This is a genomic window from Bradyrhizobium sp. CCBAU 11357 (assembly GCF_028128865.1).
In the GTDB taxonomy this organism is placed as follows: Bacteria; Pseudomonadota; Alphaproteobacteria; order Rhizobiales; family Xanthobacteraceae; genus Bradyrhizobium.
Genome location: NZ_LBJW01000111.1, coordinates 376,684 through 399,712 on the forward strand (window position 1 = coordinate 376,684; position 23,029 = coordinate 399,712).

Here is a 23,029-nt window from a genome sequence, read left to right on the forward strand (position 1 = left end):
CGTCGCCTCACTCTCGCAATGACGTGTGGAGGGAGCTTCGCCTTACCGGCACTTCGGCGACAGCGCCGGCACGTTCGGCCAGGGCCAGTTCTTCCAGCTGCCGTCCGCTTCGACGCAGGCTGATGCCCCAGGGCCGTTCGTCTGCGCAGGGGCGCTTGATGTCGCAAAGCGCTGGTCGACATAGGTCGTCGACACATAGCCGGCGACGATGACGCCCAGCATCACCGAGGACCCCTTGGCCAGCTCGCTCAGCTTCATCGATCGTCTCCATCGGCAATGCCTTGAGACAACGAATAACCGGCGCCTTGGGATCCCCGATGTGACAGGCCTCACGCCCGCCACACCATCTTCAGCACCGGCCGGCCCGAGGTCGGGTTCACGTCGTCGCCGGCATGGGCAAAGCCGTTGCGCTCGTAGAAGCGGATGGCGCGGGCATTGTCCTTGTTGACGAGCAGCGTGACGCCCGACGGTGACAGGCGCTTGGCCTCGTCCACCAGCAGCCTTGCCGCATCCGAGCCCCAATGCGCGGGATCGACCACGAGCTGGTCGAGATAGCCTTCGCCGTCGATGGTGACGAAACCGATCAGCGCACCGTCCTGTTCCGCCACCACGATTTGAGCCTTCGGCACCAGATCCTTGCACCAGCGCTCGCGCCACCAGTCCAGCCGCGCCGCGAAGTCGATCTGCGGATAGGCCTGCTGCCAGGTGCGATGCCAGAGGTCGATCGCGGCGGCCTCGTCGGAGGCCGCGTAGGGGCGGAGGTGGAGCGCGCTCACTACCGCTCCGTCAGTTTCAGCTCGATGCGGCGGTTGCGCTTGTAGGCCTCTTCCGTGTTGCCGGTATCGAGCGGCTGGAATTCGCCGAAGCCGGCGGCGACGAGGCGCTGGGCGGGCACGCCGAGCGAGACCAGATATTGCACCACCGAGATCGAGCGCGCCGCCGACAAATCCCAGTTCGACCTGAAGTTCGCGCCACTGACGGGACGCACGTCGGTATGGCCGTCGACGCGCAGCACCCAGGGAATGTCGCTCGGGATCTTCTTGTCGAGCTCGATCAGCGCGGCCGCCAAGGTGTCGAGCTCGGCGCGGCCCTCGGGCAGCAGCACCGCCTGGCCGGTGTCGAAGAACACTTCGGACTGGAACACGAAGCGGTCGCCGACGATGCGGATGTCGGGGCGGTTGCCGAGGATGGCGCGCAGCCGGCCGAAGAATTCCGAACGGTAGCGCGACAATTCCTGCACGCGCTGCGCCAGGGCGACGTTCAGGCGAGAGCCCAGGTCGGCGATGCGGTTCTGCGATTCCTTGTCGCGCTTCTCGGAGGCATCGAGCGCTTCTTCCAGCGCCGCCAATTGCCGGCGCAGCGCACTGATCTGCTGGTTCAATACCTCGATCTGCGCCAGCGCCCGCGCCGAGACCGCCTTTTCGGAATCCAGCGCCTTGCCGAGCTCGGCGGTCTTGCCTTGCGCGTCGTTGCCGGCGGCAGCTAAGCCGTCATAGAGCCCCTTGATGCGGTCGCGCTCGGTTTCGGCCGAGGCGAGGCCCGCCTTCAATTGCGAGACCTGGTCGTCGAGCGTGAGCTTGCCGAGCTTCTCCAGCGACAACAGCTCGTTGAGCTGGGCGATCTTGGCGTTGAGCTGCTCCAGCGCCTTGTCCTTGCCGGTGACCTCCTGCGACAGGAAGAACTGCACCACCAGGAACACCGACAGCAGGAACACGATAGACAGCACCAGCGTCGACAGCGCATCGACGAAGCCGGGCCAATAATTGAAGGCGCCTTCGCTGCGGCGGCCGCGCGCTAGTGCCATGCTGTTGATCTCCACTCTCGTGTCCCGGACGCGCTGCAGCGTGCAACGCTGCTGCGCAGAGCCGGGACCCATATTGTCCCTGACGCTGGGACCGGCTCAGCGACGCATCATTTCATGCTGCGTCGCGTCCGGGGCACGATACCGTCTCAACTCTTCTCGGGCTGCCGCGCGATCCGCTCCAACAGGCGGCGGATCTCGCGGTTCTGCTCGCCCTGGCCGTCGGCCCATTCGCGGATCATCTGCTGCTCGGTGCGCATGTGCGAGACCAGCGCCTGGATCGCTTCGGCAAGGCTCGCCATCGCCGCCGTGGTGCCGCGGCCGGCGCTGCCTTCCTCGAACACGGAACGCAGGCGTTCGACCGCGGCCTGAAGCTCCCCGCTGGCGACTCCGCCGCCGGAGGCGGCGGCGGGCACCTCGCCATTGCCGTATTCGCGCACGGTGGTGGCGAGCCAGTCTTCGAGGTCGGTGTAGAACCGGTTCTGCGCCTGGCTCGATTGCAGATCGAGGAAGCCGAGGATCAGCGAGCCGGCGAGGCCGAACAGCGAGCTGGAGAACGAGATGCCCATGCCGCCGAGCGGGGCGGCGAGGCCCTCCTTCAGCGTGTCGAACAGCGCCCCGGAATCGCTACCGACCTTGAGCCCGTCGATCACCTTGCCGACCGAGCCGACCGTCTCGATCAGGCCCCAGAAGGTGCCGAGCAGGCCGAGGAACACCAGCAGGCCGGTCATGTAGCGGGAGATGTCGCGGGCCTCGTCCAGGCGGGTCGCGATCGAATCGAGCAGGTGCCGCATGGTGGTCTGGGTGATGGTCATCCGCCCCGAGCGCTCCCCGCCCAGGATCGCCGCCATCGGCGCCAGCAGCTTGGGGTGACGGGACGGCGCCAGGCCGGGATCGGCGACGCGGAAATTGTTGACCCAGGAGACCTCGGGATAGAGCCGGATGACCTGGCGGAAGGACAGGATGATGCCGATGAACAGCACCGCCCCGATCAGGGCGTTGAGCCCGGGATTGGCGAAGAAGGCCTGGATGATCTGCTTGTAGAGCACCACGCCCACCAGCGTGCACAGCACCAGGAAGACCAGCATCCGCACCAGGAAGACGCTGGGCGAGGACAGTTTCGTGTACTCGATGTCCATGGTGGATCGGGAAGTGCCAGACCGCATGCCGGTATCATCCGTTACGTAAGCTTGCTTGCGGCGCGCACTATGGCACAGCGCCGGCCCAAAAAAAGCGCCGGATGCGCCGATTTCGGGGACAGCTCGGGGAACCCGGACCGGAAGCGGCGCTTTGATAAGCAGGTCTCTGCAGAAGTTCGCCATTCGGGGGGGCGCATGAGCGTCGTTTCCGCGATCATCGGGACTGCCGAGCGTGTGCCGCTGCCGGACGTGGTGATCCGCGCCGCGATCCAGCGCCTGTGCTCCCGCATGGCGACGCGCCTGTCCGCCCTGGGCGCCGGCGACGATGCCGCCTTTGCCGGCCGGATGATGCTGCGGCCGATCGCCGAGGGTACAGGTGCCGGGCATGACCAGGTGCCTGCCGCCTTCTTCGCTGATTTGCTCGGCCCCAACCGTAAATTCTCCTCCTGCTTCTACAAGACCGGCGCGACCACCTTGCGGGAGGCGGAGGAGGAGGCGCTGCGCCAGACCGTCGAGCATGCCGGCCTGGCCGACGGCCAGGCCATCCTCGAGCTCGGCTGCGGCTGGGGCTCGCTGTCCCTGTGGATGGCGCGGCAGTTTCCGCACGCCAGGGTGACGGCGGTCGCGACCTCACAGGCGCAACGCGCTTATGTCGAGGAGGAGGCGCGGCTGCGCGGATTGCTCAATCTGCGCGTGGTCACGGCCGACATGAACGTGTTCGCGCCCGAGGGGCAGTTCGACCGCATCGTCTCGGTCGAGATGTTCGAGCAGATGAGCAACTGGCGCAAGCTGATGACGCGCGCGCGGTCATGGCTCACGCCGGAGGGGCGGTTCTTCATGCACGTCGTTACCCACCGTTCCGGCTCGCATTTGCTTGACCCCGCCGATCGCGACGACTGGATCGCGCAGCACCTCTATACAGGCGGGCTGATGCCGAGCCATCACCTCGTCAGGCAGTTCGACGATATCTTCGCGGTCGAGAAGGAATGGTGCTGGAGCGGGACGCATTACCAGCGCACCGCCAACGACTGGCTCGCCAATTTTGATGCGCATCGCGAGGCCATCGAGGCCGCCTTGCGCAGGGTCTATGGCGAGGAGGCCGCTCTCTGGATCCGTCGCTGGCGCTGGTTCCTGCTCGCGACATCGGGCCTGTTCGGTTACGCCGATGGAACCGAATGGGGCGTCAGCCACTACCGGATGAAGGCCGCCGAGTAATTGCGATGTTCCGTCGCAGCACGCGCCGGTGGACCCCGACTCACAATCAAGTGACACCGTAAAAGCCTTCTGATCTCAGCAGCATAAGCTGTGTGACAATGAGCCGCCCGCGCCATGCGTTGCATCGCAGCAGATGCATTCTATTTTGGCGGCATCAGTCGCGTGTAAAAGGTCCAGAACGGGCCGCGCGCGAGCACGATCAGTTTCAACAACATCGGGGCACCCCACTTCATGTCCGGACTTCGCGCGCGATCGGCATGCGTTGCAATGATGCTCGCGGCCCTTGCGCCGCTTCTGGCAGGCTGCGACGAATCCAGCTCCGCGGTGTCCGCCGCCCAGCCGCCCGCCCCTGACGTCAGCATCGTCGTCGTCAAGCCGCAGGCGCGCGCCGTGGTGCGCGAGCTGCCGGGCCGCATTGCGCCGACGCGGGTCTCCGACGTGCGGCCGCGCGTGTCCGGCATCGTGGTCGAGCGCCTGTTCCGCCAGGGCAGCGAGGTGAAGGCCGGCGATCCGCTCTACCGCATTGATCCGCGCCCGTTCGAGGTCGAGGTGATGGCGAATGAGGCCGCGCTGGCCAAGTCCGAAGCCGCATTGATGCAGGCCCGGCAGCAGGCGCATCGTATCGCCACCCTGACCAGGGATCGCGCCGCCCCCGAAGCCGAGAACGAGAAGGCGATCGCGGGCGAACGCCAGGCCCATGCCGAGGTCGAGGGCCGCAAGGCCGAGCTCGCGCGGGCCAAGCTCAATCTCGACTATGCCACCGTGCGCGCGCCGATCGACGGCGTGGTCGGTGCGGCCCTCGTCAGCGAGGGCGCGCTCGCCGTGCAGAACGAGACCAATCTCGCTACCATCCAGCAGCTCGATCCGATCTATGCCGACTTCACCCAGTCGGTGACCGAGCTCAACCAGCTCCGCCGTGCCTTTGAGACCGGCGACCTCGAGCGCATCGCCGCCGATGCCGCCAAGGTGCGCCTGGTGCTCGACGACAACACCATCTATTCGCTCGACGGCAAGCTGCTGTTCTCCGACGCCAAGGTCGACGCCCACACCGGGCAGGTGACGTTGCGCGGCGAGTTCCGCAATCCCAAGCGCGAGCTGCTGCCGGGAATGTACGTCCGCGTCCGCATCGATCAGGGTCTCGATTCCGACGCGATCGCGGTGCCGCAGCAGGCGATCCAGCGCAACGGCGGCGGCGGCAGCGAGGTGTTCGTCGTCAAGGACGACAACCACATCGCGGTGCAGCCGGTGCGCACCGGATCGGTGCAGGACGGCCTCTGGTTCGTCACCGAAGGCCTGAAGGCCGGCGACAAGGTCGTGGTCGAAGGCTTCCAGAAATTCGCGGCCGGCGACAAGGTCCAGCCGCAATCCTGGTCCGAGGCGGACGCGACCGCGGACAACCGGCACGCCCTCAAGCTCACGCGGTAACGCGTTCGCGCAGCAAGTGTTGTCCTCATCCTGAGGAGCCCGCTGGAAGCGGGCGTCTCGAAGGATGGCCGCGGGAGAGAGCCCGGGCCTTCATGGTTCCCGCGGCGATGCGCAGCATCGTCCGGAGCGCGCGTTCCGCGCTCCTCACCATGAGGATCTAACGAAACAACGAGGATAAACGGCCAATGCCGAGTTTCTTCATCGACAGGCCGATCTTCGCCTGGGTGGTTGCGCTGTTCATCTGCTTGATCGGTGCGATCGCGGTGCCGCTGCTGCCGATCGCGCAATATCCGATCATCGCCCCGCCCTCGATCTCGGTCTCGACCAGCTATCCCGGCGCCTCGCCGGAAAACCTCTACAACAGCGTCACGCGGCTGATCGAGGAGGAGCTCAACGGCGCCGCCAACATCCTCAATTTCGAATCAACCAGCGACTCGCTCGGCCAGGTCGAGATCATCGCCAATTTCCAGCCGGGCACCGATACCAGCGCCGCCTCGGTCGAGGTGCAGAACCGCATCAAGCGCGTCGAGGCGCGCCTGCCGCGCGCGGTGATGCAGCAGGGCATCCTGATCGAGGAAGCCTCCAGTGCGGTGCTGCAGATCATCACGCTGAACTCGACCGACGGCAGCCTGGATGAAGTCGGCCTCGGCGACTTCATGATCCGCAACGTGCTCGGCGAGATCCGCCGCATTCCCGGCGTCGGCCGCGCCACGCTCTATTCGACCGAGCGCAGTCTTCGTGTCTGGGTCGATCCCGCAAAACTCGTCGGCTACGGGCTGACCGCCGACGACGTCAACAAGGCCATCACCGCGCAGAACGCGCAGGTCGCTTCCGGCAGCATCGGCGCCGAGCCGTCGACGTCGAGCCAGCGCACCTCGGCGCTGGTGCTGGTCAAGGGCCAGCTGTCGTCGCCGGACGAGTTCGGCGCCATCATCCTGCGCGCCAATGCCGACGGCTCGACCGTGCGCCTGCGCGACGTCGCGCGCATCGAGGTCGGCGGCCTCAGCTATCAGTTCAACACGCGTCTCGACGGCAAGCCGACCGCCGGTCTTTCGGTGCTGATGTCGCCGACCGGCAATGCGCTGGCCACCGCGAGTGCGGTCGAAGCCAAGATGAAGGAGCTGTCGCGCTTCTTCCCGGCCAACATCAGCTACGAGATCCCCTACAACATCACGCCCGTGGTCGAAGCCTCGATCAAGAAGGTGCTGTCGACCCTGGTCGAAGCCGTGGTGCTGGTGTTCGTGGTGATGTTCTTATTTCTGCAGAACATCCGCTACACCATCATTCCGACCATCGTGGTGCCGGTGGCGTTGCTGGGCGCCTGCTCCACGCTGCTGCTCGCCGGCTACTCCATCAACATGCTCTCGATGTTCGGCATGGTGCTCGCGGTCGGCATCCTCGTCGACGATGCCATCGTCGTGGTCGAGAACGTCGAGCGCATCATGGCCGAGGAGGGCCTGCCGCCGAAGGAAGCGACGCGGAAAGCCATGTCGCAGATCACCGGAGCCATCATCGGCATCACCCTGGTGCTGATGGCGGTGTTCGTGCCGATGGCGTTTTTCCCGGGCTCGGTCGGCATCATCTACCGCCAGTTCTCGGTGACCATGGTCGCCGCGATCGGCTTCTCCGCGTTCCTGGCGCTGTCGTTGACGCCGGCGCTGTGTGCGACCCTGCTCAAGCCCGTCGAGGCCGGTCACGGTCATGCGAAGAGAGGCGTGTTCGGCTGGTTCAACCGCATGCTCGAAGGCGGCAAGGAGCGCTATTCGCGCACGGTCGGCTTCTCGCTGAACCGCACCGGCCGCCTGATGCTGGTCTATGCCGCGCTGCTGGTCGGCCTGTCCTGGGCCTTCGTCAACCTGCCCGGCGGCTTCCTGCCGGTCGACGACCAGGGCTTCGTCACCACCGACGTGCAGACGCCATCGGATTCGTCCTATGCCCGCACCGAGGCCGTGATCGAGAAGGTGGAGAAATATCTGGCACAGCGGCCGGGCGTCGACAACGTGACCTTCCTCACCGGCTTCAGCTTCTCCGGCCAGGGCATGAACACCGCGCAGGCCTTCATCACCTTGAAGGACTGGTCGGAGCGCGGGCCTAACGATTCCGCTGCTGCGATCGTCAACGACATCAACCGCGACCTGGGCTCGTCGATCCGCGACGCAAAGATCTCGGCGCTGCAGCCGCCGCCGATCGACAATCTCGGCAACTCGTCCGGCTTCTCGTTCCGCCTGCAGGACCGCGGCCAGAAGGGCTATCAGCAATTGATGCGCGCCGCCGACCAGCTGATCGCGGAGGCCAATGCCAGCCCGGTGCTGCAGAAGGTCTATATCGAAGGCCTGCCCGAGGCGGGGGTGGTCAATCTCATGATCGACCGCGAGAAGGCCGGCGCGTTCGGCGTCACCTTCGAGGACATCAACAACACCATCTCGACCAATCTCGGCTCGAACTACATCAACGACTTCCCGAACCGCGGCCGCATGCAGCGCGTCGTGGTGCAGGCGGACGCGCGCGACCGCATGCGGACCGAGGACATCCTCAATTACAACGTCAAGAACAGCCGCGGCCAGCTGGTGCCGTTCTCGTCCTTTGCGACGGTGGAATGGGCGCGCGGCCCGACGCAGATCGCCGGCTTCAACTATTATCCGGCGGTGCGCATCTCCGGTGAAGCCAGGCCCGGCTTCACCTCGGGCGACGCCATTTCGGAAATGGAGCGGCTTGCCGGCCGCCTGCCGCGCGGCTTCGGCTATGAATGGACCGGACAGTCGCTGCAGGAAAAGCTGTCGGGCTCGCAGGCGCCGTTCCTGCTCGCACTGTCGGTGTTCGTGGTGTTCCTGTGCCTCGCCGCGCTCTACGAGAGCTGGACCATTCCGCTCGCGGTGCTGCTCACCGTGCCGCTCGGCATCGTCGGCGCGGTCGCGGCTGCGACGCTGCGGAGCCTGCCCAACGACGTCTATTTCACCGTCGGCCTGATCACCATCATCGGCCTTGCGGCCAAGGACGCGATCCTGATCATCGAGTTCGCGAAAGACCTGCGGAAAGAAGGCAAGCCGCTGGTCGAAGCCACCATCGAAGCCTGCCGCCTGCGCTTCCGCCCGATCCTGATGACCGGCCTCGCCTTCATCTGCGGCGTGCTGCCGATGGCTATCGCCCACGGCGCCGGCGGCGCCAGCCAGCAGGCGCTCGGCTCAGTCGTGATGGGCGGCATGATCGCGGTCGTGATCCTGGCACTGTTGATGGTGCCGGTGTTCTTCGTCTCGGTGCAGCGCGTGCTGGCGGGCGATAGGGAGAAGAAGGGCGCGAAGGAGGGTGAGGCGTACGGGCCGCCTGAGCCAGCAAGCGCCGGCCGCTGACATTTCTCTCCGTCATTCCGGGGCGCGCGTAGCGCGAGCCCGGAATCCATCGTGCCACCATTGATGCGGCTCAATGGATTCCGGGCACGCGCCAGGAGGCGCGCCCCGGAATGACGAGCGGAGCTTGCCTTCTCGGCTTCGTCGATCCAGACTGCATCCCTGGATTGAAAGCATGTGCAATTCGCGCCACGACTGCACAGCCAGCCTGCCGATTGAGAGCACCTGATGCGTCCGACCGATATTGCGATCTCGAACTATCGCTCGATCCGGCGGCTCTCCCTACCAATCCACCCCCTGTCCGTCTTCGTGGGGGAAAATGGCGTCGGCAAATCCAATCTCTACAAGTCCCTGTCGCTGTTGCGCGACGCGGCGACCGGGCGGATCACGCGCACGATCGCCGAGGAGGGCGGTCTGAATTCAGTTTGCTGGTCAGGCATCCGCAAACGGGGCGAGGATGGACGACTGCGATTATCGGCCAGATTCGATCGCTTGAAATATTCCATTGAGATCGGATTTCCCAGCCCGGTTGCGGCAGCGTTTGCCGGCGAGCCGATGATCAAGGAAGAGAGTATCGAGGCGACGCAGGGCAAACGAACGGTTCTGCTGATGGAGCGGAAGAATTCGCTCGTCAGCCTCCGCAGCGACAGCGGCGCATGGAGCAGCCACAAGGATGCTGTGCTGCCGTCGGAGCCGGCGCTTGCGGGCTTCTTCAACGGCAAGGAATGCCCTGAAATCGATTTGATCAGAAGCGCAATGCTGGGCTGGCGTTTCTATCACGACTTTCGCACCGATCCGGCGTCACCGATACGAAAGCCTTGCCTCGCGATCACGACGCCCTCGCTCAGTGCCGATGGAAGCGACCTGGCCGCGGCCCTGGCGACACTCTATACCATCAGGGAAGACGCAACCGACTTGCAGGACGCGATCCAGGATGCCTTCCCGGGCGCAGAGCTCCGCGCGTGGGAAAGAAACGGCTCGTGTGAATTCGATCTGCAACTCGAGGATATGCCGCGTCCGTTTGGGGCGCATGAACTGTCCGACGGCACGCTGAAATACATTTGCCTGCTCGCCGTGTTCATGGGCTATCGGCTGCCACCGTTCATCGCGCTGAACGAACCAGAAACCAGCCTGCATCCGTCGCTGCTGGCGCCGTTGGCCCGGCTGATCGTCAAGGCATCGGGCCGGGCCGACATCTGGATCGTCACCCACTCGGAGCAGTTGATGAAGGCCTTGCGAAACGAGAGCTCGGTCCCGCTTCGCCGGGTGATCAAGTCAAAAGGCGCCACCATGATCGAGGGCCTGACCCTCGGCGGTGAGTACCGGGACGAGGAGTCCGACGATGACAACGCTTGATCGCTGCGGGTCGAGCCAACGCAAGTCAAGCCGTAAGGCAACCTGTCATGCCCCGCGAAGGCGGGGCATCCAGTACGCCGACGGCCTACCGATCAATCGCAGCCGTCTCGGAATACTGGATCGCCCGGTCAAGCCGGGCGATGACGGCGGAGTGTAAGGGGCGGCCGTCGCGCTACGCCGGCTTCCGCAAAATCTTCACCAGCTCCCCGTGCACGTACTCATTGCCGCACACGACGTGCCCCGTGACCAGCGGGTCCCCCGGCGTCGCAATGTCGCTCACCGTCCCCCCCGCTTCGCGCACCATCAGCATACCGGCGGCGATGTCCCAGGATTGCAAATCGCGCTCCCAATAGCCGTCGAGGCGGCCGGCGGCGACGAAGGCGAGATCGAGCGAGGCGGCGCCGAAGCGGCGGAGGCCGGCGACGCGGTCCTGGATCGCGGTCATCTCGCGGCGGAATTCCTCGTGATCGCCGCGGCCGATATGGGGCAGGCCGCAGGCCACCACGCATTCATTGAGCTGGCGGCGGCCGGCGACGCGCAGGCGCTGGTCGTTGAGGAAGGCGCCCTTGCCGCGCTCGGCGATGTAGAGCTCGTCATTGGCGGGGTTGTAGATCACGCCGGCGATCACGGTGCCTTCGCGGGCGAGGCCGATCGAGATGGCGAATTGCGGGATGCCGTGCAGGAAGTTGGTGGTGCCGTCCAAGGGATCGACGATCCAGGTGTGGCTCTTGTCGGTGCCCTCGCGCTGTCCCCCTTCCTCGCCGATGAAGCCGTAGCCGGGGCGGGCCTTGGCGAGGTCCTGGTAGAGGATCTCCTCGGCGCGCTTGTCGGCGAGCGAGACGAAATTGGCCGGCCCCTTCAACGAGACCTGGAGATGCTCGATCTCGCCGAGATCGCGCTTGAGGCTGCGGCCGGCGCGGCGCGCCGCCTTGACCATGACGTTGATAGTGGCGGAATACAGCATGTGCTTCTGGTCTTGATCGGGAGAGGGGCGCGGAAAAACGCCTGTTTGGGGGACTGGGTGCCCCGTGAGGGGCCCCGCGTCAAGTCATTTGGACCCGAGCCACTTCCTGGCGGCGGCCTCGGCCTTGGCGCGGTCATCGGCCGGCAGATCGGAGAGCTGCTTGTCGAGCTCGGGGTCGCCCTTGCCTGATGTCTTGGCCACCAGGTGCCATTTGAAGCCCTCGATCTTGTCCATGGGCGTGCCCACGCCGTTGATCAGCACCCATGCGAGGCGGTTCTGCGCGATCGCGCTGCCCTGGCGGGAGGCCTTGCGGAGCAGGGCGACGGCGGCCGGCTGGTTCTTCGGCGTGCCGGTGCCGTTGAACATCGCGATGGCATATTCGACCTCGGCATCGACATTGTCGGCGAGCGAGGCGGCCTGCAGGAGCCGCACCGCGCGTTCGGGGTCCTTCGGCACGCCGGTGCCTTCCTTGTAGAAGGTCGCGAGCGCGTATTGCGCTTCGGGCAGGCCTGCATCGGCGGCCTGGCGCAGCAGCTCCGCCGAACGCCTGATGTCCTGCGGCAGCGTCTGGCCGTCCAGGTAGAGCAAAGCGAGGTTGTAGGCCGCCTTGGGCTCGCCGAGCTTGGCGGCGGAAGCCATCAGCCTGACCGCCTCGCTTTTGTCGACCGGGCCGCCGCGGCCGGAGATGCGCAGCATGGCGAGCGCGAACATCGCCTCGCGATCGCCGGCATCGGCGGCGCGCTTGTACCACTCGGCCGCTTTCGCGTAATCGCGCCGGATGCCCATGGCGTTGGAATAGAGCTCGCCGAGCATGGTCATCGCCTTGGCATCGCCGGCTTGCGCGCGCATCATGGCGAGCTCGAACGCGGTCTTGTACTGGCCGCGCTGATACGCGCCGAACACGAGGTCGACGTTGGGATCGTCGGGCGGCGGCGCGGGGATCACGGTTGCCGGCTTGGGCGAGGCGGACGGCTTGGGAGATGGCGAGGGTTTCGGCGCCGGCGCTGCCTCCTTCTTCTTGGCAGGGGCGGGCGGCTTCGGCTTCTGCTTCTCTGCCGGTGCGCTCGGCGTCGTCGCCGGCGGGGTGATCTGCAGCTGCGCGGTCGCGGGCCCTGTCAGCAGCAGCGTGGCCAGCATGGTGATGCACGGGAGCTTCATGTCGGGCGCTAGCCGTGCTCCTGGCTCGCAGGATTTTGGCTCGCAGGATTTTGGCCGGCCAGCGCCGTCGCATGCGCCTTCTTGATCGCGGCATCGACCTCGATCAGTGCGGCCTTGGGCCCGCGCGGGTCGGCCCAGATGAAGTCGCCGACCAGCACGAAATCGGCGCCGCTACGGGCGAAATCGTGGGCTTCTTCCAGCGAGGTGGCAAAGCCGACGCAGGGCGGCTCGAACAGCTCGGCCCACCAGTCGAGCCGTTCCGCGATCGCCTGGGCGGAGGGCCGCTGGCCTTTCGCATCGGGCTCGCCGAACAGCACGTAATCCGCGCCCATCTCGCCCGCATCCATGGAATGGTGTCGCGTCGTCAGCCCGCCGACACCGGCGATGCGATCTGGCTTGAGCGACGGCAGCGCCTCCTTCATCGCGGCGATGCCGGGCAGGTGTGCGCCGTCGGCGCCGCCGCGCGCGACGATATCGGGATGGCCGTCGACGAGGAGTGCCGCGCCCGCCTTCTGCACCGGCGGCGCCAATGCCTTGACGCGCGAGGTCATGCTGCGCTGATCGGTTTCCTTCAGCCGCAGCAGCACGGCGGCGACGTCGGCGGACGCGATCAGCTCGGGCAGCTGTGCGACCAGCGTTGCGGGATCATCGACGACGGGCGTCGCGAGATAGAGACGCGGCGCCGGGCGCGGCGGAAGCGGTTTGTTCGACAAGGTCTACGCTGCCTTCTGTTCCAGGCTGCTTTGCCATTCGCCCTTGGAGGCGAGGCCGTTCATGCGCGCGCGATGGCTAAAGGCGCGCTGGCCGGCCGCGACGTTCTCAGGCCTCCCGGACCAGGCCTTCTGCGGCGCGGCCTGCAGCGCGCGGCCATAGGAGAAGGTCAGGCCCCAGGGCAGCGGACCGAGCTTGTGCATGGCGTTGAGATGCGCGGTCGCCTCCTCGTCCGACTGGCCGCCGGAGAGGAAGGCGATGCCGGGCACCGCCGCCGGCACGCAGGCCTTCAGCAGCCGTATCGTCTTCTCCGCGACCTCCTCGACGGAGGCCTGCTTTGCGCATTTCTTGCCAGAGATCGCCATGTTCGGCTTCAGCACCATGCCTTCGAGCGCGACGCGCTGGACGCGCAATTCCTGAAACGTCTTGTTGAGCACGCGCTGGGTGACGTCATAGCAGCGGTCGATGTCGTGGTCGCCGTCCATCAGCACCTCAGGCTCGACGATCGGCACGATCTGCGCCGCCTGGCACAGCGCGGCATAGCGCGCCAGCGCGTGGGCGTTGACGCTGATCGCGGTCATCGAGGGGATGCCGCTGCCGATGTCGATCACCGCGCGCCATTTGGCGAAGCGTGCGCCGCGCTCGTAATATTTCTTCAGGCGCTCGGCGAGCTTGTCGAGCCCGACGGTGACGAGCTCACCCGGGCACATCGGTAAGCCTTGCGTGCCTTCGTCGACCTTGATGCCGGGAATGGCGCCAGCCTGCTCGATCAGCTTGACCAGCGGCGTGCCGTCCTTGGCATTCTGCCAGATCGTCTCGTCATAGAGGATCACGCCGGAGATGTATTGGCTCATGGCGTCCTTGGAGCGAAACAGCATCTCGCGATAGTCGCGGCGGTTCTCTTCCGTCGATTCCACGCCGATTGCGTCAAAGCGCTTCTTGATGGTGCCGGAGGATTCGTCGGCGGCAAGGATGCCCTTGCCCGGCGCGACCATGGCGGTCGCGATTCTGTTGAGCTCAGTCAGATTCATCGAGAGGTCCTCCCAAAACGATTCTGCCCTTGCCCGTGAAAATAGACCGTTCTCGGGCAATTGCCGAGTTATCGTTCGTCGCAGGGTAAAGGGTCTTTCTGTCATTCCGGGATGCGCCGAAAGGCGCAGGCCCGGAATCCATAACCCCAGGCTGTGGTTATGGATTCCGGGCCCACGCTTCGCGTGTCCGGGAATGACGGGAGGATATGACGGAGGCCTTACGCCACCTTCGGGTCCAGCTCGCCCTTGGCATAGCGCTTGGCCATCTCGGCGGTGGTCAGCACCTTCTTGATCTTGGAGGCCTGGCCTGCGGTGTTGAACTCCTGCAGGCGCTGCTTGCACAGCTTGGTCATCGCCTCCATCGCCGGCTTCAGGTACTTGCGCGGATCGAACTCTTCCGGGTTGTCCTTCAGCACTTTGCGGATCTGGCCGGTCATGGCCATGCGGTTGTCGGTGTCGATGTTGATCTTGCGCACGCCGTTCTTGATGCCGCGCTGGATCTCGGCCACCGGCACGCCCCAGGTCGGCTTCATCTTGCCGCCATAGGCGTTGATGATGTCCTGCAGGTCCTGCGGCACCGAGGAAGAGCCGTGCATGACGAGATGCGTGTTCGGCAGCTTGCGGTGGATCTCCTCGATCACGTTCATGGCGAGGATGTCGCCGTCGGGCTTGCGGGTGAATTTGTAAGCACCGTGCGAGGTGCCCATTGCGATCGCGAGCGCGTCGACCTTGGTCTCCTGCACGAACTTCACGGCCTCGTCCGGATTGGTCAGCAGCTGGTCGTGGCTGAGCTTGCCTTCGGCGCCGTGGCCGTCTTCCTTGTCGCCCATGCCGGTTTCGAGCGAGCCGAGCACCCCGAGCTCGCCCTCGACCGAGATGCCGCCGAGATGGGCCATGTCGGTCACGGTCTTGGTGACGCCGACATTGTAGCCCCAGTCGCCGGGGGTCTTGCCGTCGGCCTTGAGCGAGCCGTCCATCATCACCGAGGTGAAGCCGGCCTGGATCGCGGTCATGCAGGTCGCCGGCTCGTTGCCGTGGTCGAGATGCACGCAGACCGGAATGTGCGGATAGATTTCGGTCACCGCGTCCATCATGTGCTTGAGCATGACGTCGTTGGCGTAGGAGCGCGCACCGCGCGAGGCCTGGATGATGACGGGCGCATCGACCTGGTTGGCCGCGTCCATGATCGCCAGCGCCTGCTCCATGTTGTTGATGTTGAAGGCCGGTACGCCGTAATCGTTCTCCGCCGCGTGGTCGAGCAATTGACGTAACGTGATCCGAGCCATCTGTCTTTGTCTCCCGTTGGGGCCTGCAAGGGCCGCTTGATTACTTGCTACGCAGAACTTCAACGCCGGGCAGGGGCTTGCCTTCCATCCATTCAAGGAACGCGCCACCGGCCGTCGACACATAGGTGAAGTCACCGGCCACATGGGCCTGATTGAGCGCTGCGACGGTGTCGCCGCCGCCCGCGATCGAGATCAGCTTCTTGGCCTTGGTGCGCTCGGCTGCGTGCTTGGCGGCCGCGACCGTGCCGCGGTCGAACGGCTGCATCTCGAACGCGCCCAGCGGCCCGTTCCAGACCAGCGTCGCCGCATCGTCGATCGCGGCGTGGACGCGCGCAATCGATTGCGGGCCGACGTCGAGGATCATGCCGTCGGCCGGGATCGCATCGAGGCCATAGGCATGCGACGGCGCGTTGGCGGCGAAGTGATAGGCGACGGTGGCGTCGACGGGGAGGATGATGGCGCAATTGGCGGCTTCAGCCTTCTCCATGATGCGCAGCGCGGTCGGTGCGAGATCCTTCTCGGCCAGCGACTTGCCGACCGCGACGCCCTGTGCGTGCAGGAAGGTGTTGGCCATGCCGCCGCCGATCACCAGCGCATCGACCTTGTTCACGAGATTTTCGAGCAGGTCGATCTTGGTCGAGACCTTGGCGCCGCCGATGATGGCGATGACAGGCTTGGTCGGCGAGCCCAGCGCCTTCTCCAGCGCGTCCAGCTCGGCCTGCATGGTGCGGCCGGCATAGGCCGGCAGCTTGTGGCCGAGGCCTTCGGTCGAGGCGTGGGCGCGGTGCGCGGCCGAGAACGCGTCATTGACCCAGATGTCGCCGAGCTTAGCGAGCTCCGCGACGAAGGCGGGATCGTTCTTTTCCTCTTCCTTGTGGAAGCGGGTGTTTTCGAGACAGAGAATGTCGCCGTCGTTCAGGGCTGCAACCGCCTTGGCCGCGGGCTCGCCGATGCAATCCTCGGCAAACGCAACGGGCTTCTTCACCACCTTCGCCAGCGCCTCGGCAACGGGCCTCAGCGAGTCCTTGGCGTCGCGGCCCTTCGGCCGGCCGAAATGCGCGAGCAGGATGACCTTGCCGCCCTTGTCCGCGATCTCGGTGATGGTCGGCGCAACGCGCTCGAGCCGGGTGGCGTCGGTGACGCGCCCGTTCTCCATGGGCACGTTGAGGTCGACGCGCAGCAGCACGCGCTTGCCCTTCACGTCGACGTCATCGAGGGTACGGAATTTGTTGGTCATCGGAGGCCCTTGTCCCGGGCGCATAGCGGCGCGGAGTGCCGCTGTGCAGAACCGGGACCCACGTTGCGGCGAGTCCCGCGGTTAAGATGGGTCCCGGCTCTGCGGAGCAGCGCAAGCGCGCTGCGCCGCGTCCGGGACACGAAGACCTTGGCTTAGATCACCTTCGCCAGCGCGACGGCGGTGTCCGCCATGCGGTTCGAGAAGCCCCACTCGTTGTCGTACCAGGACATCACGCGTACCAGCGTGCCGTTCTGCACCTTGGTCTGGTCCTCGTGGAAGGTCGAGGAGTGCGGGTCGTGGTTGAAGTCGATCGAGACGTTGGGCGCGCTGGTGTAGCCGAGGATGCCCTTGAGCTGCTGCTCGCTGGCGCGCTTCATCGCCGCGTTGACTTCCTTGGCGTCGGTTGAGCGCTTGGCGACGATCTTGAGGTCGACGACCGAGACGTTCGGGGTCGGCACGCGGATCGCGACGCCGTCGAGCTTGCCCTTCAGCTCGGGCAGCACGAGGCCGATCGCTTTCGCGGCACCGGTCGAGGTCGGGATCATCGACATCGCAGCGGCGCGGCCGCGGTAGAGATCCTTGTGCAGCGTGTCCAGCGTCGGCTGGTCGCCGGTATAGGCGTGGATCGTGGTCATGAAGCCGGTCTCGATGCCGACGAGATCGTTCAGCACCTTGGCGACCGGCGCGAGGCAGTTGGTGGTGCAGCTGCCGTTGGAGACGACCAGATGATCCTTGGTCAGCGTGTCGTGGTTGACGCCGTAGACGATGGTGGCGTCGGCGCCGTCGGCGGGCGCGGAAACCAGCACGCGCTTGGCGCCGGCGGTCAGATGCGCGCTGGCCTTGTCCTTCGAGGTGAAGATGCCGGTGCATTCCAGCGCGATGTCGACGCCGAGTTCCTTCCAGGGCAGCTTCGAGGGATCGCGCTCGGCGGTCACCTTGATCTTGCCGTTGCCGAGGCTGATGGAATCGCCGTCGACGGTGACGGTGCCGGGGAAGCGGCCATGGACGCTGTCGAAGCGGAGGAGATGGGCGTTGGTCTCGACCGGGCCGAGGTCGTTGATGCCGACGACCTCGATGTCCTTGCGGCCTGACTCGGCGATAGCCCGCAGGACGTTGCGGCCGATGCGGCCAAAACCGTTAATTCCGACGCGGACTACCATGTTTCGTCTCCTTCAATGACCGTTGTCATCCCGCACAACGCGCTATACGCGCCTGCGAGGGTTTTTTAGGGGCGGACGCCCGGTTCGGCCGGGCGGTGCTTGATCATATGAGAGATTAGGTAGTCCTTTTTTGCGGCAAGCTCAACTCTCAGGAAACGCGCTTCAGCACAGCGTTAACCGCGGCCTCGGCGGTAATGCCGAAATGCTTGTAAAGCTCCTTGGCAGGGCCGCTTTCGCCGAACGAATGCATGCCGATGAATTCGCCATCCTGGCCGATCACGGCATCCCAGCCCCAGCGAACCGCGGCCTCGATCGCAATCTTCACCGGCGCGTTGCCGATGATGGCGGCGCGCTTCGCCTCTGGTTGCGCTAACAACAGCTCGAGCGAGGGAACGGAGACAACGCGCGAGGCGACGCCGCGTTCCGCCAGCTGCTTCTGGGCCGCGACCGCGATCTCGACCTCGGAGCCGGAGGCGAACAGCGTCGCCTTGGCTTCGCCCTGGGCGGCGACCAGTTCATAGGCACCGGCCGCGCAAGGGTTATCGTTCGGTGCGGTGGTCCGCAGCTGCGGCAGGTTCTGCCGCGTCAGCGCCAGCACGGTCGGGCCGTCGACGCGGTTGAGCGCGAGCTCCCAGCACTCGGCGACCTCCATGGCATCGCAGGGACGGAACACGCGCATGTTGGGAATGGCTCTGAGCGCAGCGAGATGCTCGACCGGCTGATGGGTCGGGCCGTCTTCGCCGAGGCCGATCGAGTCATGGGTCATGACGTAAACGACGCCGGAGCCCATCAAGGCGGCAAGGCGCATTGCAGGCCGCGCGTAATCGGTGAACACCAGGAAGGTCGCGCCGTTCGGCGCGAAGCCGCCATGCAGGAAAATTCCGTTCATCGCGGCGGCCATGCCATGCTCGCGGATGCCGTAATGGATGAAGCGGCCCTTCGGCGTCTTGGCCGAGAAGGCGGTCGCCGATTTCGCCTTGTTGTTGTTGGAGCCGGTGAGGTCGGCCGAGCCGGCGAGGAATTCCATCGGCATGGCGCCGGCGATGACTTCGATCACGGCTTCCGAGGATTTGCGGGTTGCCGCGGTCATCGGCTTTTCCAGCAGCTCCTTCTTGTAAGCGCGCACGGCCTTGGCGAGCGAAGCGGGACGCTCATGACGCAGGCGGCGCTCGAACTCGGCGCGCTTGCGGCTGCCGAGCTCGCCGAGGCGTGCTTCCCATTCCTGTCGCGCCGCCGCGCCGCGGCTGCCGGCTGCGCGCCACGCCTTCAGCACGTCGTCGGCGACCGCGAACGGCTCGAGCGAGATGCCGAGATTTTCCTTGGCGGCCTTGAGCTCGTCGGCGCCGAGCGCCTCGCCGTGCACCTTCGACGTGCCTTGCTTGTGCGGCGCGCCGAAGCCGATCGTGGTGCGGCAGGCGATCAGCGTCGGCTTGCTGGATTTTTGCGCGCGGGTGATCGCAGCCGCGATCGCGGCCTGGTCCTGGCCGTCGATCTTCTCGGCAGCCCAGCCCGCGGACTTGAAGCGCTTCACCTGATCGACGGAATCGGCGATCGAGGTCGGGCCGTCGATCGAGATGCCGTTGTCGTCGTAGAGCACGATCAGCTTGTTGAGCTTCCAGTGCCCGGCCATCGCGATCGCTTCCTGCGACACGCCTTCCATCAGGTCGCCGTCGGAGGCGAGCACATAGGTGTGGTGGTCGACGATCTTCTTGCCGAACTCGGCCGCCAGCATCTTCTCGGCGAGCGCCATGCCGACCGCAGTCGAGATGCCCTGGCCGAGCGGGCCGGTGGTGGTCTCGATGCCGTTGGTGCGGAAGTTCTCGGGGTGGCCGGGGGTCAGCGAGTCGACCTGGCGGAACTGCTTGATCTGGTCCAGCGTCATCTCGGCATTGCCGGTGAGATACAGCAGCGAATAGAGCAGCATCGAGCCGTGTCCGGCCGAGAGCACGAAGCGGTCGCGGTCCGGCCAGGCGGGCGCGGCGGCATCGAATTTCAGGAACTGCGTGAACAGCACGGTGGCGATGTCGGCGGCGCCCATCGGCAGGCCGGGATGGCCCGATTTCGCCTTCTCGACAGCGTCCATCGAAAGGCCGCGGATCGCGTTGGCCATACGGGTGTGATCGACCTGCGTCATGTCTGAAAATCCGTCTGAAAAGAGGCGCTTGGCGATGGTTGCCCGCGCGGGGAGGAGCCTGGCGGCCACTGAAGGTCGGGGCTGGGATAGCACCTCGGTTCCGGGAGTCCAAGGCAATCAAACGCCGGTTTGGCCGCAAAAGTTGCCCGTGTGGACATCGGTTTCCGTTCGGATCGCGCCGGGCGGAATGGACGGATCACGACGTCATCCCGATAGATCGGTGCATAGTTTCGCGGCGGCGTTGCGCTTGGCTAGCTTGCCACGTAAATTTCTGCTTCTAACCGCTTGCCGAACCGAGTCTTTTGCCGGACGGCAAGCTCCAGGGAAAGGCCACTGGGCAAAGGCCGCCAGGTTCCGCCGCTAGCTGCATGAACGATCGCGTATCCAACAGTTCCGCCATGACGGAGTCTTCCGCCGTCGAGATCGAGATTGCGACCCGCAGACTCATGGCGGCGCTCGACGCGCTCGAAAGTGCGGTGGAGCGGCGGCGCGACGCCGATCGCGACGAGAACGAGCTTGCGGCGCGAATCCAGGCGCTCGGCGCGGATCGCTCGCGTCTTGCCGACGAGCTCGACGGTGCGCTGGTGAAGGCACGCAAGCTCGAGCGCACCAATCGCGAGATCTCCGACCGGCTGGATTCCGCGATCGTCACGATACGCTCGGTGCTCGATACCGGAGAGGACGGATGAGCCACATCAACGTCACCATCAACGGCCGGCAATACCGCATGGCCTGCGAGGAGGGCCAGGAGGTGCGGCTGCTCAAGCTCGCCGAAACGCTGGAGACGCGCATCCAGTCGCTGCGCGGAAAATTCGGCGAGATCGGCGATGCGCGTCTCACCGTGATGGCCGCGCTGACCGTGTGCGACGAGCTGATCGACACCACCAACCGCGTCCGCACCCTCGAGCAGGAATTGACCGAGCTCAGGGATTTCCGCAACGCCGCCGTCGAGCGCGCCAGGATGACGCAGACCGCGGTGGTGAACGCGCTGAACGCCGCCGCCGAGCGCATCGAGAAGTCGACGCAGGTGCTGAACCGGACGGTAGGCAACGGCATCGCGATCGGGTAGGGAGAGCCTCGATAGTCGCCGCGACGTCGGTGCGCTCCCTCCCCCGCTTGCGGGGGAGGGTTGGGGAGAGGGTGTCTCCACGGGCGAGAATCCCCAAGAGGTGAGAGCCCTCTCCCCAACCCTCTCCCGCAGGCGGGAGAGGGAGTTCACCTCCCTCGTGGCTCATAGGTCGCTTCATTACACCGAAGCGCCCCCGCTCGTTGCACTGGCGATTCGTCAGTATCGTTGTTACATTGCCTCCGCGAGGCTGCGACGTGCGTCAGGAGCCATATATCCCCGGGGCCTTATCGATCCTTTAGGGAACTGTCCCTGGCCGGGCCCGTGGGCTCGGACATATGGTGCCCACCTACTTTCGTAGGGAACTCCGGGATCGAGTGCTTCAACGGCGTCCGCGGCTTCGCACTTGATGTCTGCTTGGTTTGTACCTGTTGAATCGACTGCGGCCGGTTCGGCAGGTGTCATTCCCCGCGAAAGCGGGGAATCCAGTACGCCGCGGCCTTTGTGTGAATCACGACCGCCTCTGGAATACTGGATCACCCGCTTTCGCGGGTGATGACGAAGGGACCGAGCCCGCATGTCCAACTCCAAAGCCGAGCTCCGAGCCAAAGCCCTCGCCAAGCGCGACGCGCTGAGCGAGAAGAAGCGCGCCACTGCCGCCGCAAAGCTCGCCAAGCGCGGGCTGCCGTTCACGCTGCTGCCGGGCAGCATCGTCTCCGGCTATTCGCCGATCCGCAGCGAGATCGATCCGATGCCACTGTTGAAGAAGCTCGCGGAAGAGGGCGCCAGGCTCGCGCTGCCCTGCGTCACCGCGCGCGGCCAGTCGCTGATCTTCCGTCTCTTCCATCCGAACGACCGCCTGATGCTCGGCCCGCTCGGCATTCCCGAGCCGTCGCCGGCCGCCGCCGAAGTGATCCCCGACATCATGCTGACGCCGCTCGCCGCCTTCGACCGCCTCGGCCATCGCATCGGCTATGGCGCGGGCCATTACGATTTCACCTTTGCGCATTTGCGCAAAACCAAGCACATCGTCGGCATCGGCCTTGCGTTTGCAGCGCAGGAGATCGAGGCGGTTCCGGCACTATCCCACGACGTGGCGCTGGATTATGTGCTAACGGAATCGGACGTGTTCGATTTCCGGAGTTCTGAAGTTGCGCATTCTCTTCGTGGGTGATGTCGTCGGCCGTAGCGGACGCGAGGCCGTCTCCGAATATCTGCCCGGCATGGTCAAGGACTGGTCGCTCGATCTCGTCGTCGTCAACGGCGAGAATTCGGCCGGCGGCTTCGGCATCACGGAAGCGATCTACCAGGAGTTTCTCGAGGCCGGCGCCGACGCGGTGACGCTCGGCAATCACTCCTGGGACCAGCGCGAGGCCCTCGTCTTCATCGAGCGCGCCGACCGCCTGGTGCGCCCCGCCAACTATCCGCGCGGCACGCCCGGCCGTGGCGCCGCCTTGGTCGAGACCAAGAACGGCAAGCACGCGCTCGTCGTCAACGCGCTGGGCCGCGTCTTCATGACCCCGTTCGACGATCCCTTCGCCGCACTCGAGCGCGAGTTGGGGGCCTGTCCGCTCGGTGTTGCCGCCGACGCCATCGTCGTCGACTTCCATTGCGAGGCGACCAGCGAGAAGCAGGGCATCGGCTTCTTCTGCGACGGCCGCGCCAGCCTCGTCGTCGGCACCCACACGCATGTGCCGACCGCCGATCATCAGATCCTCGCAGGCGGCACCGCCTACATGACCGACGCCGGCATGACCGGCGATTACGATTCCATCATCGGCATGCAGAAGGAAGAACCGCTGCGCCGGTTCACATCAGGAATTCCGTCGAGCCGCTTCGAGCCCGCCGCAGGCGCCGCGACGCTCAGCGGCGTCGCCGTGGAGACGGATGACGCAACGGGGCTCGCGCTGAAGGTCGCCCCGGTGCGCGTCGGTGGAAGGCTGGAGCCGACAACGCCGAAGTTCTGGTTGAGCTGAACGGCCGCGCGGCAAGCACCGCTGCC

At 65.7% G+C, this 23,029-nt stretch carries 20 protein-coding genes and 1 other RNA gene; 9 read left to right on the forward strand and 12 right to left on the reverse strand.

Features of this window, described 5'->3' with window-relative positions; translation table 11 throughout:
* Positions 1-42: 42 nt before the first annotated feature.
* The 4 genes from XI05_RS33835 to XI05_RS33850 form a co-directional block, all read right to left on the reverse strand.
* The gene (locus XI05_RS33835) at positions 43-258 is read right to left on the reverse strand and encodes a hypothetical protein (RefSeq protein ID WP_271510036.1); all 216 of its coding nucleotides are present in this window, start codon (positions 256-258) and stop codon (positions 43-45) included.
* Positions 259-329: 71 nt separating this feature from the next.
* Positions 330-776, reverse strand: coding sequence for a GNAT family N-acetyltransferase (locus tag XI05_RS33840; protein ID WP_271510037.1), 447 nt, complete (start codon positions 774-776; stop codon positions 330-332).
* Positions 776-1,804: a peptidoglycan -binding protein gene (locus XI05_RS33845; protein ID WP_271510038.1), complete on the reverse strand. Its 1,029-nt coding sequence runs from the start codon at positions 1,802-1,804 to the stop codon at positions 776-778. The genes XI05_RS33840 and XI05_RS33845 overlap by 1 nt, the downstream gene beginning before the upstream one ends.
* 146 nt (positions 1,805-1,950) lie before the next feature.
* The gene (locus XI05_RS33850) at positions 1,951-2,967 is read right to left on the reverse strand and encodes a flagellar motor protein MotA (protein ID WP_271510039.1); all 1,017 of its coding nucleotides are present in this window, start codon (positions 2,965-2,967) and stop codon (positions 1,951-1,953) included.
* 168 nt (positions 2,968-3,135) lie between these two features.
* Between XI05_RS33850 and XI05_RS33855 the strand changes: the two genes are divergently transcribed.
* The 4 genes from XI05_RS33855 (at position 3,136) to XI05_RS33870 (ending at position 10,280) form a co-directional block, all read left to right on the forward strand.
* Positions 3,136-4,155, forward strand: coding sequence for an SAM-dependent methyltransferase (locus XI05_RS33855; protein ID WP_271510040.1), 1,020 nt, complete (start codon positions 3,136-3,138; stop codon positions 4,153-4,155).
* 231 nt (positions 4,156-4,386) lie between these two features.
* Positions 4,387-5,580 carry an efflux RND transporter periplasmic adaptor subunit gene (locus XI05_RS33860; RefSeq protein WP_271510041.1) on the forward strand — a complete coding sequence of 398 codons (1,194 nt, stop codon included), beginning with the start codon at positions 4,387-4,389 and terminating at the stop codon, positions 5,578-5,580.
* 185 nt (positions 5,581-5,765) lie between these two features.
* Positions 5,766-8,927, forward strand: coding sequence for a multidrug efflux RND transporter permease subunit (locus tag XI05_RS33865; protein WP_271510042.1), 3,162 nt, complete (start codon positions 5,766-5,768; stop codon positions 8,925-8,927).
* A gap of 225 nt (positions 8,928-9,152) precedes the next feature.
* Positions 9,153-10,280: an AAA family ATPase gene (locus XI05_RS33870; protein ID WP_271510044.1), complete on the forward strand. Its 1,128-nt coding sequence runs from the start codon at positions 9,153-9,155 to the stop codon at positions 10,278-10,280.
* 172 nt (positions 10,281-10,452) lie between these two features.
* Here the strand turns inward: XI05_RS33870 and XI05_RS33875 are convergent, their stop codons facing one another.
* The 8 genes from XI05_RS33875 to tkt form a co-directional block, all read right to left on the reverse strand.
* Positions 10,453-11,244, reverse strand: a complete 792-nt coding sequence (locus tag XI05_RS33875; protein WP_271510046.1) for an inositol monophosphatase family protein — start codon at positions 11,242-11,244, stop codon at positions 10,453-10,455.
* 84 nt (positions 11,245-11,328) lie between these two features.
* Positions 11,329-12,402, reverse strand: coding sequence for a tetratricopeptide repeat protein (locus XI05_RS33880; protein WP_271510048.1), 1,074 nt, complete (start codon positions 12,400-12,402; stop codon positions 11,329-11,331).
* Positions 12,403-12,410: 8 nt separating this feature from the next.
* A complete protein-coding gene (locus tag XI05_RS33885; protein ID WP_271510050.1) occupies positions 12,411-13,115 on the reverse strand; it encodes a thiamine phosphate synthase in 705 nt (234 codons plus the stop codon).
* Between the two features lie 3 nt (positions 13,116-13,118).
* On the reverse strand, positions 13,119-14,144 hold the full coding sequence (locus tag XI05_RS33890; RefSeq protein WP_271510053.1) for a class I fructose-bisphosphate aldolase: 1,026 nt from the start codon (positions 14,142-14,144) through the stop codon (positions 13,119-13,121).
* Positions 14,145-14,362: 218 nt separating this feature from the next.
* Entirely contained in the window at positions 14,363-15,430 is a 1,068-nt protein-coding gene (fba, locus tag XI05_RS33895; protein ID WP_025034030.1) for a class II fructose-bisphosphate aldolase, read from the reverse strand.
* Between the two features lie 40 nt (positions 15,431-15,470).
* A complete protein-coding gene (locus XI05_RS33900; protein ID WP_271510055.1) occupies positions 15,471-16,667 on the reverse strand; it encodes a phosphoglycerate kinase in 1,197 nt (398 codons plus the stop codon).
* A 152-nt stretch (positions 16,668-16,819) separates the two neighbouring features.
* Positions 16,820-17,827, reverse strand: coding sequence for a type I glyceraldehyde-3-phosphate dehydrogenase (gene gap / locus XI05_RS33905; RefSeq protein ID WP_271510057.1), 1,008 nt, complete (start codon positions 17,825-17,827; stop codon positions 16,820-16,822).
* A gap of 148 nt (positions 17,828-17,975) precedes the next feature.
* Positions 17,976-19,961, reverse strand: a complete 1,986-nt coding sequence (gene tkt, locus XI05_RS33910) for a transketolase (RefSeq protein WP_271510059.1) — start codon at positions 19,959-19,961, stop codon at positions 17,976-17,978.
* Positions 19,962-20,329: 368 nt separating this feature from the next.
* Here tkt and XI05_RS33915 point away from each other — a divergent pair, with 368 nt between their 5' ends.
* The 5 genes from XI05_RS33915 to XI05_RS33935 all read left to right on the forward strand — a co-directional run bounded on the left by XI05_RS33915 (position 20,330) and on the right by XI05_RS33935 (position 23,003).
* Entirely contained in the window at positions 20,330-20,650 is a 321-nt protein-coding gene (locus XI05_RS33915; protein ID WP_020608063.1) for a DUF4164 domain-containing protein, read from the forward strand.
* Positions 20,647-21,030 carry a cell division protein ZapA gene (locus XI05_RS33920; protein ID WP_035998340.1) on the forward strand — a complete coding sequence of 128 codons (384 nt, stop codon included), beginning with the start codon at positions 20,647-20,649 and terminating at the stop codon, positions 21,028-21,030. The genes XI05_RS33915 and XI05_RS33920 overlap by 4 nt, the downstream gene beginning before the upstream one ends.
* Before the next feature lie 241 nt (positions 21,031-21,271).
* A non-coding RNA gene (ssrS, locus tag XI05_RS33925) (6S RNA) lies at positions 21,272-21,432 on the forward strand.
* Between the two features lie 172 nt (positions 21,433-21,604).
* On the forward strand, positions 21,605-22,201 hold the full coding sequence (locus XI05_RS33930; RefSeq protein ID WP_271510061.1) for a 5-formyltetrahydrofolate cyclo-ligase: 597 nt from the start codon (positions 21,605-21,607) through the stop codon (positions 22,199-22,201).
* On the forward strand, positions 22,179-23,003 hold the full coding sequence (locus tag XI05_RS33935) for a TIGR00282 family metallophosphoesterase (protein ID WP_271510063.1): 825 nt from the start codon (positions 22,179-22,181) through the stop codon (positions 23,001-23,003). The genes XI05_RS33930 and XI05_RS33935 overlap by 23 nt, the downstream gene beginning before the upstream one ends.
* The last annotated feature ends 26 nt before the right edge of the window (positions 23,004-23,029 follow it).

What these genes read in the sequence shown, in the direction of transcription:
- XI05_RS33920 (WP_035998340.1), top strand. Translation starts at nt 20,647, where the DNA reads ATGAGCCACATCAACGTCACCATCAACGGCCGGCAATACCGCATGGCC.
- gap (WP_271510057.1), bottom strand. Translation starts at nt 17,827, where the DNA reads ATGGTAGTCCGCGTCGGAATTAACGGTTTTGGCCGCATCGGCCGCAAC.
- XI05_RS33835 (WP_271510036.1), bottom strand. Translation starts at nt 258, where the DNA reads ATGAAGCTGAGCGAGCTGGCCAAGGGGTCCTCGGTGATGCTGGGCGTC.
- fba (WP_025034030.1), bottom strand. Translation starts at nt 15,430, where the DNA reads ATGGCTCGGATCACGTTACGTCAATTGCTCGACCACGCGGCGGAGAAC.
- XI05_RS33855 (WP_271510040.1), top strand. Translation starts at nt 3,136, where the DNA reads ATGAGCGTCGTTTCCGCGATCATCGGGACTGCCGAGCGTGTGCCGCTG.
- XI05_RS33875 (WP_271510046.1), bottom strand. Translation starts at nt 11,244, where the DNA reads ATGCTGTATTCCGCCACTATCAACGTCATGGTCAAGGCGGCGCGCCGC.
- XI05_RS33880 (WP_271510048.1), bottom strand. Translation starts at nt 12,402, where the DNA reads ATGAAGCTCCCGTGCATCACCATGCTGGCCACGCTGCTGCTGACAGGG.
- XI05_RS33915 (WP_020608063.1), top strand. Translation starts at nt 20,330, where the DNA reads ATGAACGATCGCGTATCCAACAGTTCCGCCATGACGGAGTCTTCCGCC.
- XI05_RS33930 (WP_271510061.1), top strand. Translation starts at nt 21,605, where the DNA reads ATGTCCAACTCCAAAGCCGAGCTCCGAGCCAAAGCCCTCGCCAAGCGC.
- XI05_RS33900 (WP_271510055.1), bottom strand. Translation starts at nt 16,667, where the DNA reads ATGACCAACAAATTCCGTACCCTCGATGACGTCGACGTGAAGGGCAAG.
- XI05_RS33860 (WP_271510041.1), top strand. Translation starts at nt 4,387, where the DNA reads ATGTCCGGACTTCGCGCGCGATCGGCATGCGTTGCAATGATGCTCGCG.
- XI05_RS33865 (WP_271510042.1), top strand. Translation starts at nt 5,766, where the DNA reads ATGCCGAGTTTCTTCATCGACAGGCCGATCTTCGCCTGGGTGGTTGCG.
- XI05_RS33890 (WP_271510053.1), bottom strand. Translation starts at nt 14,144, where the DNA reads ATGAATCTGACTGAGCTCAACAGAATCGCGACCGCCATGGTCGCGCCG.
- tkt (WP_271510059.1), bottom strand. Translation starts at nt 19,961, where the DNA reads ATGACGCAGGTCGATCACACCCGTATGGCCAACGCGATCCGCGGCCTT.
- XI05_RS33870 (WP_271510044.1), top strand. Translation starts at nt 9,153, where the DNA reads ATGCGTCCGACCGATATTGCGATCTCGAACTATCGCTCGATCCGGCGG.
- XI05_RS33850 (WP_271510039.1), bottom strand. Translation starts at nt 2,967, where the DNA reads ATGCGGTCTGGCACTTCCCGATCCACCATGGACATCGAGTACACGAAA.
- XI05_RS33845 (WP_271510038.1), bottom strand. Translation starts at nt 1,804, where the DNA reads ATGGCACTAGCGCGCGGCCGCCGCAGCGAAGGCGCCTTCAATTATTGG.